Below are 8,329 nucleotides of genomic sequence, written 5' to 3'. Positions count from 1 at the left end.
AAGGCACGTCGGAGGTCAAGGTCGAGGGCGGCAAGACCTATCGCGTGGGGCCCAACGAGCTGATCTCCATTCCGGCTGGAATCAGCCACAGCCATTCCAATCCGGGCAAGGAGCCGGTCATCCAGTTCTTCGTTCGTGCGGAGGCGGTCCGCAAGAAGTAGCCTCCGCCGTCAGCCCGGCCCGCCTGACACATAGCGCCCCGCGTCGCAAGAAAAGCCTTGACATCCCTCTGGGGGCCTGCTAGACTGGCAACGGCGTCCAGAACATAGGTTCCATTATTGTCAAGTGTAGGGCGCGGTGGCGACCGGCGGGGCGTCACTCGCGTACGGCGCCGCGTGAACGAGGAGAGTCATGAAGACGCTCAGTCCCAAACTGTCAGCGAAGCAGCGGAACATTATGGACTTCATCCGCTCGTTCTTGGACGACAAGGGCTATCCACCCACCGTCCGGGACATCCAGCGGGGGTGCGACATCAGCTCCACCTCGGTCGTTGACTACAATCTGAACATTTTGGAGCGCCTTGGCACGCTGCGGCGGGACCCGGAGGTGTCGCGGGGCATCGAGCTCCTCGAAGGGCGACCCAGGCAGTCGATCCCCGTGCCGCTCATCGGCGCCATAGCCGCGGGCCAGCCCATTCCCGTGCCATCGTCCGACACGTGGCGCCAGCCGGAGCTGGACACGGTGGACGTGTCGCCGGACATGGTGAAGGGCAAGGAGAACGTGTACGCCCTTCTCGTCAAGGGCAAGTCCATGGTGGACGCCTTCATTGACGACGGGGACATCATCATCCTGCAGCAGGTACGGACCGCAGAGAACGGACAGATGGTGGCGGCCTGGCTAAAGTCGCGGCGAGAGGCGACGCTGAAGCGGTTCTACCGCGAAAAGGGACGCATCCGCCTGCAGCCCGCGAACGACGCCTTCAAGCCGATCTATGTGGAGGCGACGGACGTGGACGTGCAGGGCCGCGTTATTGGAGTCGTGCGGCGCGTCGCCTAGCGGACGTGCAAGGCGCCGCCCGGAGCGGCTGCCCGCCAAACAAGCATATCCCCCGCGGGGGATATGCGAGAGACGCCCGGGGGACTGCCAGAACGCCGACTAGTCAGACGAGGGAAGAGGCCGGGGCTGCTGAGGGCTCATGTCCTTGCCGTCGCACTTGATGGCGCCCGTGCCCGCCTTGGTGCAGAGCACCTGCGTGCCGCACACGTCACAGACGTAGCGTCTGCCGAGTTGGTTGGCCACACCAAACCTCCTGTGGTTATCCTGGTTGTGAGAGTGCGTTCCGAGGGGGCTACTTCCTGGTCATCGGCACGTCGCAGCAGACAATGGCGCCTGCGCCGCCCTTGGTGACGATGAACTCGGAGCCGCACTTGGAGCAGAAGTACCGCTTGCCCGTATCGTTGGCCACGAACTATCACCTTCCTTGGCGAAATCGCGCATCGCAAGGGTGCGGGCCCAGTGGAAACACACCCGCGGGCGCGATTGATAAATTTACCACAAAGGCGGCGTCCCGTCAACCGCCGTCTTCGGGGAACGCAGGCTGAGGCCCGCCCTATGCCCACCTTGTACGTCGTCGCCACACCCATTGGCAACATGGAGGACCTGACCGCGCGGGCGTTGCGCATCCTGCGGGAGGTGCAGCTCATCGCCGCGGAGGACACGCGCACCACGCGCAAGATCCTGGCCAGGCACGGCATCACCACGCCCCTCGTCAGCTTCCACGAGCACAACAAGGCGGCCCGCCTGCCCGCGCTGCTGAACGCCTTGGCGGACAAGGACGTGGCGCTGGTCTCCGACGCAGGTACGCCCCTGGTCTCGGACCCCGGCTACGAGCTCGTAGTAGAGGCGGTGCGCCGCGGCTATCGCGTGGCGCCCGTGCCGGGGCCGTCCGCCATCACGGCGGCGCTGGCCGTCGCGGGGCTGCCCGCCGATCAATTCACCTTCCTGGGATTTCTGCCGCGCGACAAGAAGGCGCGGTCGCGTCTTCTGGCCGAGGTGGGGTCGCAGCCCCGCACCATCGTCGCCTTCGAGGCGCCGCACCGGGTGCGCGCGAGCCTGGCCGACATGGCGCTGGCGCTGGGCGACCGGCGGATGGCCGTGTGCCGGGAGCTGACCAAGCTGTACGAGGAGGTCTTTCGCGGGACGGCGCGCGAGGCCCTGGAGCACTTCGCGCAGCCTCGGGGCGAGTTCACCCTCGTCATCGCGGGGGGGACGCCGACGGCGGCCGCGCCCGTGACGGGGCCGGACGCTCAGAAGCGCCTCAAGGCGCTGTTGGCCGAGGGCGTTGCGCCGAAGGAGGCCGTGGCGCGCGTGGTGCAGGAGACGGGCCTGCGGCGGCGCGACGTGTACGCGCTGCGAATGAGGATAGGCAAAAGCAGTCCTTAGAAGTAACCACTACTGAGTAACGTGGGGAGAATAACGAGAATAGCCGGGAGCCGGGGATAGCCCACTGTGAGGTTGGCTATCCCCCCTTTTTTTGGCGCACGACCACAGAGGACGATGCGATGTCGCGCGCCTCGCAGGCCTGAGCGCTACTCGGACCGGCGCATGCGGTGCCGGCGGCGCGCGGCCCGGCGCTGCTTCTCGCGGGCGGCCTCGCCCTTGGAGACGAAGAACCGCTTGCGCTTCGCCTCCCGCAGGATGCCGGAGCGCTGTACCTTGGTGGTGAAGCGCTTGAGCAGGCTCTCCTGGGTCTCGCCTTCGCGCAGTATAACGTCCAAAGGAAGTTCCTTTCCAGGCACCCCACGCAGACAAAGGACAAGGGGCTATGGTCAAACCATAGCCCCTTGCCGCTTACCGGCTTGGGTGGTTAGACCCTAGCGACTGGATGTCTGCTGGACCTTGCGAAAACAATCGCTGCAGTACACGGGCTTGGTGCCACGGGGCTGGAACGGGACCTGCGTCTGCTGGCCACATGTGGCGCACACGGCCGAGAACATCTCGCGCCGCTGAGACTGCTGCCCGAAACCGCTGCCGCTGCTGCCGCCCCGCTCCGTCTTACGCGCATTGCGGCACGCCAAGCACCGCTTGGGCTCGTTGGTGTAACCGCGCTGTGCGAAGCTCTCTTGCTCGCTGGCGCTGAACGTAAACGTCGCGCCGCAATCAGAGCAGGTAATCGTCTTGTCGGTGTAGCTCATGGATGACCTCCTTCTTTCTAGTAGTTGGCTCCAGGGAGGCCATCCGATCCGAAGTAAATCGGGAGGACGAAACCAGCGCAGGAAACCACCGGAAGCTATGCTACACCTTTCGAAAGGAAAATGCAAGCGCAACGTGTAGCAGATACGCCGCGCCGTATACGGGGGGGGCGAGCGGGGCTGACGTGGAGCCCGGCGCTATACCTTGTGGCGCTGCACGAAGCGCCCGATGCGCACCAACGCCTCCTCTATCTGCTCGGCGGCGACGGCGTAGCAACAGCGCACGTAGCCCTCGCCCGACGGGCCGAAGGCGTCGCCGGGGACCACCGCCACCTTCTCCTCCATCAGCAGCTTCTCGGCGAACTGCTGGCTGCTCAGGCCGGTCGCCCGTATCGAGGGGAAGGCGTAGAACGCGCCCCGCGGCTCGACGCAGGGCAGACCGATGGTGTTCAGCCCCCGCACAATGATCCTGCGGCGGCGGTCGTACTCCTCCATCATCCTCAAGACATCCTCTTCTCCCATGCGGAGCGCCTCGACGGCGGCGAGCTGGCTGAGGGTGGGCGCGCAGAGCATGGTGTACTGGTGCACCTTCATCATGCCCTCAATGATCTCCGCGGGCGCCGCCGCGAAGCCGATGCGCCACCCGGTCATGGCGTACGCCTTGGACATGCCCCCCAGGAGAATGGTCCGCTCCCGCGCCCCGGGCAGGGCGGCGACGCAGACGTGCTGCACGCCATAGACAAGCCTGTCGTAAATCTCGTCGGACACCAGGAGCAGGTCGTGGCGGCGTGCGACCTCCGCGATCTTCTTGAACTCGGCCCGCTCTATCACCGCGCCGGTGGGATTGTTGGGGTAGCCGACGACGATGGCCCGCGTGCGTGGCGTGACCCGCGCCTCGATGTCCGCGGCCCGCGCCTTGAACCCGTTCTCGACGGAGGTAGGCGCCGGGACGAACGTACCGCCCGCCAGCGTGACGCAGGGTATGTAAGAGACGTAGGTAGGCTCGGGGATGATGACCTCGTCGCCGGGGTCCAGAATGGAGCGCATCGCCAGGTCCAGGCCCTCGCTGACACCGACGGTGATGAGTATCTCCCTGGCCGGGTCGTACTCCACGCCGTAGCGGGCCGCCAGGTTCTGCGCCACCGCCTGCCGAAGCTCCAGCAACCCGAAGTTGGACGTATAGTGCGTGAAGCCCTTTTCGATGGCGTGGATGGCGGCCTCGCGGATGCGCCAGGGCGTCACGAAATCGGGCTCGCCCACGCCGAGCGAGATGACGCCCTCCATCGTCGCGATGAGGTCGAAGAACCGGCGGATGCCGGACGGCGAGAGCTGCCGCACCCGCTCGCTGAGGCGGCTGCGCTGCGCCACCGGTGTCTGACGAGAGCCTGCCGCCACGCGAGTTTACCTCCCCAATGGGCCTGCGCTTCCGTGTCGAGTAGCACCATTGCCCTGTCTTCAGAGACAAAACGGACACCATTATAGCAGAGGGGAAAACGGCGCACCCGCAAGCTTACGGCGACATGGGCAGCCGGTGCGACTTGGACTCGTCCTCCAGGATCTCGCCGTCCTCCTTGTACCGCTTGAGGAGGAAATGGCTCACCGTGCCGTGGACGCTCGGCAGAGCGGCGAGCTTCTGGCTCACGAAGGAGGCCACCTGCTGCATGGTCTTGCCGGCCACCAGCACCGCCAGGTCGTAGGTGCCGGACAGGAGATAGACGGAGCGCACCTCCGTGTAGCGGCTGATGCGCCGGGCGATGGTGTCGAAGCCGACGTCCCGCTGGGGGGTGACCCGCACCTCGATGAGCGCCCACACCTGCTCCTCGCCCAGCTTCTGCCAGTCCACCATCGTCTTGTACCGGACGATGCTCCCGTCCTTCTCGGCGCGCGTGATGGTCTTGCGCACCTCGTCCACGGCCAGCCCGGTCATGGTGGCGATCTCTTCTGGCGTCGCCCGCGCGTTGCGTTCCAGTATCCGGAAAATGTCCTTCATGGCGGCACTCCCCCGCGACGCTCCGTGCGCCGGTCGTCACGTCGGCTCGAATACAATGAAGCTCCGCCTATTATGGACGAGACGGCGTGCGGATGTCCATCGCCTCGGAAGCGCGGGCGCGGATTTGTGCTTATCGTCACGATGCGACGCATTTTGTGCGCGTATCGCCTTGAGCCTTGACAATCGCGGTAGTCTATGCTAAAAGATAGGTGCGTGTGGGGGTCGTCCCGGACGCGGCAGCCCAGTCCAGCAGCCTGGGGAGGGACAGAGCAATGCGCAAGGTAGGCATTTTGGTGGCTGGCGCCGTCCTGAGCATGCTCGTGGGTGGTTGCAGCACGCTGGATTCTGTGGCGGGTCTCCTCACGCCTTCGGAGCCGGGGCCCGACCCCCGCACGCTTGTCTACGACACCTATCAGGGCCCGCCCAAGCCGCGCGTCTATCCGGTGCCCCCGCAGGCCATCATCCCGCCCCTGCCCAAGCAGGCCCGCATCTTCGTCCCCACGCCCACGCCGGCGCCGGAGCCGGCTACCCTGCCGCAGGGCGTCCGCGAGGCCCGCGCCCTCAGCACGGGCATGGAGCGTGCGGGCTTCAGCAGCGCCCCCGTAACCATCGTCCGGGACGAGAAGACCAAGCAGACCATCGCCACGGTCAGCCTTTCCGTCACGCCGGACTTCCAGGTCATCGGAGCGCCGCCCGGCGGGCGTCCGGGCATGATCAAGGCATTCGAGGAGCTGGCTGACCTGAACAAAAAGCAGCAGATGGGCATCACCATGGCGACGGTGGAGCTGAAAGACCAGAAAGGCAAGCCTGTTATGGAGCTTGCGGCGCCCATGCAGGCCGCCCAGGACCTCAAGGACGGGCGCATCACGCTGAACCAGTTCCAGAAGCGGATGGCGATGAAGGTCAATGACCGGGAGCGCGTATTGCAGATGGTCCAGGACGCGGCCAGCGGGACGGGCGCGCAGGGGGGTGGGCGATGAGACCTGGCAAGGCGTTGAGGACTACCATCGCGTTCCTGGCGGTGGCGTTCTCGGTGGTCTTCACGGCCCAGGAGTGCTCCCAGAGCGACCGGGACTTCATTTACGACTTTCTCTCCAGCTACGTTCTCGATGCCACGCTGACCGGCAAGGCGGGGGCGGACGACGTCAAGAACGCAATGGACGTGAAGGACGCCTATAACCGCGTGACGGCGCAGCAGAACTACGACCGGGCCAACCAGTTGAAGGCCAAGGGCGACAAGCAGGGGGCCTTGGAGGCGCTGAATGAGGCCATCAGGCTGGACCCCAACGCGCCGCAGGACTTCTACCGCAATCGGGCCGAGCTTCTCCATGATATGGGCAACGATGCGGCAGCGGTCGAAGACTATGACAAGGCCCTGACCGCCGCCGAGAAGCGTGCCCCCAAGTCCCCGTACGTGATCGAGCTCTATCAGGAGCGGGCCCGCTCCCGCAACGCGTCCGGCGACTACCAGGGGGCTGTAGACGATCTGAACTACGTCATCCGGAATAGCAATAGGGGCGAGGATCCTGAATTGCTGGCCCAACGGGCCGCCGCGAAGCAGAACCTGGGCGATACATCGGGCGCGAAGGACGACCTGGACAGGGCGGTGGCCGCCAAGCCCAATGATCCGGGCATCTTGCAGCAGCGCGCGGAGATCAACCGGGCGCAGGGAAGGACTCAGGAGGCCATCAGCGACTATGATAAGGCCATGCAGAACGTCAGCGGCCCGACCTTTAAAGACGCAAAGAAGATTGACGAGCTGGCAATAAAGAAGTCGCAGCTCCAGGCGGACAAGGGCGACTACCGGGCCGCCGCGGCCTCCATGGACGCCGCGCAGAAGGCCTACGAGGAGCGTAATCTCAAGCCGCCGTCTGACCTGTTCATGACAAAGGGGGATTTCTTGAGGGCGGCGGCCGCAGGTACAAATGACCCTAATGCGCAGGCGGCGGCCCGGGACCAGGCCATCGCGGCCTACAGCGGGGCCATTGACGGAGGCCGCACCGCCGCTCTGGGCAGCCGCGCAGAGACGCTGAACGACAAGGCCATGACGACCCAGAATCCCACGGAAAGAAATAACCTGCTGGGGCGGGCCTACCAGGACGCCGACCAGCATGTCAAGGCGTTTCCGGAGAACCCATACGGTCCCATCGAGCGTGGCAAGGCAACGTTCGCCGCCAACTACTTCAGCGCCAGTCCGAGCGCGAGCACTTATGCCGACGCCATCAAGGACTTCCGGACCGCGGCCGACAGGGCCGGGAATTCTACGAATTCTGCCTATTGGGGAGAGCAATCAAACAGCAGGCTGGGCGATGCCTCCTTCAACCGGGGCCTGCTGACTGGCAGCCGCGCCGACTATGAGCGGGCGCGGGATGGGTTTCAGGCGGCCATCAGATACAACCCCAACAATCCGAACTATCACGAGGGGCTTGCCCAAACGTCTGACAAGCTGGGTGAACGGGAGCTGGCGTCCGCCGCGCGCGGGCGGGCGGACCAGTTGCGGCGGCAGGGCAGACCGCCAGCTTAGGCACATCTGTTCTCAGGCAGAGGAGTTCATGAAAGCCTTACTGAAGCTGCTCCTCGTTCTGGTGGTCTTCGCGGTGGCGGTCAGCGCCAACTACGTGCTGCGGAAGGCGCAGATGCCGCCGTTCACGTCCGCCGCGGGCGTGGCCTTCGTCATGGCGCTGCTCATAGGCTGGCCGTCGCTCCTCATGGCGCCCGTCGCCATGCTGACCGCCGTGTACATGCTGAACACAGCCCTGGTGACCCGCCTCGCCGAGAACCTGCTGGCGAACCAGGCGGCGCTGGCCGTGTTCGCCCTCTCCACGGGTATCGTGGTCGCGGCGGCGCTCGTCGGGGCCGTGGCCGGGTTCATCCTGCGCCTGATCGTGCGGCTGCTCTTCTTCCGCAAGGCGAAGCCCAAAGCGGCGAGCGCTCCCCCTCCCGCGCCAGCAGCCACTCCCACTCCACCCGCCGCGCCCGCGCCCAAGGCCCCATAGAGCGCGGCCTCTCCGCGTCCACGGCGCGCCACAAGCCTCCTCCCCGCCACCTTGCGCGCCCTCCGGACGCTGGTAGTGTATCAGTTAGGTCGTCGTCATTCCGGCGAAAGCCGGAATCCATCAGAGCGTCTCCCCCATGCACGTCTCTGGACACCGGCCTTCGCCGGTGTGACGGGTAGAGTCCCATTCCCTACCACGGCAAACTGATACAC

11 protein-coding genes are annotated in these 8,329 nt (G+C 65.7%); 5 read left to right on the top strand and 6 right to left on the bottom strand.

What is annotated here, in order from left to right; all coding sequences use genetic code 11:
* Positions 1 to 351 precede the first annotated feature (351 nt).
* Positions 352 to 996, top strand: a complete 645-nt coding sequence (gene lexA / locus Q7T26_00670) for a transcriptional repressor LexA (protein ID MDO8530674.1) — start codon at positions 352 to 354, stop codon at positions 994 to 996.
* 99 nt (positions 997 to 1,095) lie between these two features.
* On the opposite strand, the gene Q7T26_00665 is transcribed toward lexA, so the two are convergent.
* Both Q7T26_00665 and Q7T26_00660 read right to left on the bottom strand, forming a co-directional pair.
* A complete protein-coding gene (locus Q7T26_00665) occupies positions 1,096 to 1,239 on the bottom strand; it encodes a hypothetical protein (GenBank protein ID MDO8530673.1) in 144 nt (47 codons plus the stop codon).
* Between the two features lie 49 nt (positions 1,240 to 1,288).
* Complete coding sequence (locus tag Q7T26_00660) at positions 1,289 to 1,405, bottom strand: desulfoferrodoxin (GenBank protein ID MDO8530672.1); 117 nt, start codon at positions 1,403 to 1,405, stop codon at positions 1,289 to 1,291.
* Between the two features lie 146 nt (positions 1,406 to 1,551).
* Here Q7T26_00660 and rsmI point away from each other — a divergent pair, with 146 nt between their 5' ends.
* On the top strand, positions 1,552 to 2,382 hold the full coding sequence (gene rsmI, locus Q7T26_00655) for a 16S rRNA (cytidine(1402)-2'-O)-methyltransferase (protein MDO8530671.1): 831 nt from the start codon (positions 1,552 to 1,554) through the stop codon (positions 2,380 to 2,382).
* A gap of 146 nt (positions 2,383 to 2,528) precedes the next feature.
* Here the strand turns inward: rsmI and rpsU are convergent, their stop codons facing one another.
* The 4 genes from rpsU to Q7T26_00635 form a co-directional block, all read right to left on the bottom strand.
* Entirely contained in the window at positions 2,529 to 2,717 is a 189-nt protein-coding gene (rpsU, locus tag Q7T26_00650; protein MDO8530670.1) for a 30S ribosomal protein S21, read from the bottom strand.
* A 96-nt stretch (positions 2,718 to 2,813) separates the two neighbouring features.
* Positions 2,814 to 3,134 (bottom strand): zinc-ribbon domain containing protein, encoded by a 321-nt coding sequence (locus Q7T26_00645; GenBank protein ID MDO8530669.1) that lies wholly within the window; start codon positions 3,132 to 3,134, stop codon positions 2,814 to 2,816.
* 195 nt (positions 3,135 to 3,329) lie between these two features.
* Entirely contained in the window at positions 3,330 to 4,526 is a 1,197-nt protein-coding gene (locus Q7T26_00640; protein MDO8530668.1) for an aminotransferase class I/II-fold pyridoxal phosphate-dependent enzyme, read from the bottom strand.
* Positions 4,527 to 4,641: 115 nt separating this feature from the next.
* The gene (locus Q7T26_00635) at positions 4,642 to 5,121 is read right to left on the bottom strand and encodes an Lrp/AsnC family transcriptional regulator (protein ID MDO8530667.1); all 480 of its coding nucleotides are present in this window, start codon (positions 5,119 to 5,121) and stop codon (positions 4,642 to 4,644) included.
* Positions 5,122 to 5,393: 272 nt separating this feature from the next.
* Here Q7T26_00635 and Q7T26_00630 point away from each other — a divergent pair, with 272 nt between their 5' ends.
* Genes Q7T26_00630 through Q7T26_00620 form a run of 3 tightly spaced genes read left to right on the top strand, consistent with a single transcriptional unit; the run spans position 5,394 to position 8,117 of the window.
* Positions 5,394 to 6,101, top strand: coding sequence for a hypothetical protein (locus tag Q7T26_00630; protein ID MDO8530666.1), 708 nt, complete (start codon positions 5,394 to 5,396; stop codon positions 6,099 to 6,101).
* The gene (locus Q7T26_00625; GenBank protein ID MDO8530665.1) at positions 6,098 to 7,645 is read left to right on the top strand and encodes a tetratricopeptide repeat protein; all 1,548 of its coding nucleotides are present in this window, start codon (positions 6,098 to 6,100) and stop codon (positions 7,643 to 7,645) included. Before Q7T26_00630 ends, Q7T26_00625 begins: the two co-directional genes overlap by 4 nt.
* 28 nt (positions 7,646 to 7,673) lie before the next feature.
* Positions 7,674 to 8,117 carry a hypothetical protein gene (locus Q7T26_00620; GenBank protein MDO8530664.1) on the top strand — a complete coding sequence of 148 codons (444 nt, stop codon included), beginning with the start codon at positions 7,674 to 7,676 and terminating at the stop codon, positions 8,115 to 8,117.
* The last annotated feature ends 212 nt before the right edge of the window (positions 8,118 to 8,329 follow it).

It is taken from the genome of Dehalococcoidia bacterium, assembly GCA_030648205.1.
Classification (GTDB): Bacteria; Chloroflexota; Dehalococcoidia; order JAUSIH01; family JAUSIH01; genus JAUSIH01.
The sequence above is the reverse complement of the archived record's forward strand: the minus strand, read 5'-3'. Positions and strand labels throughout refer to the sequence as shown.

Excerpts from the sequence above, each read along its gene's own strand:
- Q7T26_00645 (MDO8530669.1), bottom strand. The coding sequence starts at position 3,134 with ATGAGCTACACCGACAAGACGATTACCTGCTCTGATTGCGGCGCGACG.
- rsmI (MDO8530671.1), top strand. The coding sequence starts at position 1,552 with ATGCCCACCTTGTACGTCGTCGCCACACCCATTGGCAACATGGAGGAC.
- Q7T26_00630 (MDO8530666.1), top strand. The coding sequence starts at position 5,394 with ATGCGCAAGGTAGGCATTTTGGTGGCTGGCGCCGTCCTGAGCATGCTC.
- Q7T26_00635 (MDO8530667.1), bottom strand. The coding sequence starts at position 5,121 with ATGAAGGACATTTTCCGGATACTGGAACGCAACGCGCGGGCGACGCCA.
- Q7T26_00625 (MDO8530665.1), top strand. The coding sequence starts at position 6,098 with ATGAGACCTGGCAAGGCGTTGAGGACTACCATCGCGTTCCTGGCGGTG.
- lexA (MDO8530674.1), top strand. The coding sequence starts at position 352 with ATGAAGACGCTCAGTCCCAAACTGTCAGCGAAGCAGCGGAACATTATG.
- Q7T26_00620 (MDO8530664.1), top strand. The coding sequence starts at position 7,674 with ATGAAAGCCTTACTGAAGCTGCTCCTCGTTCTGGTGGTCTTCGCGGTG.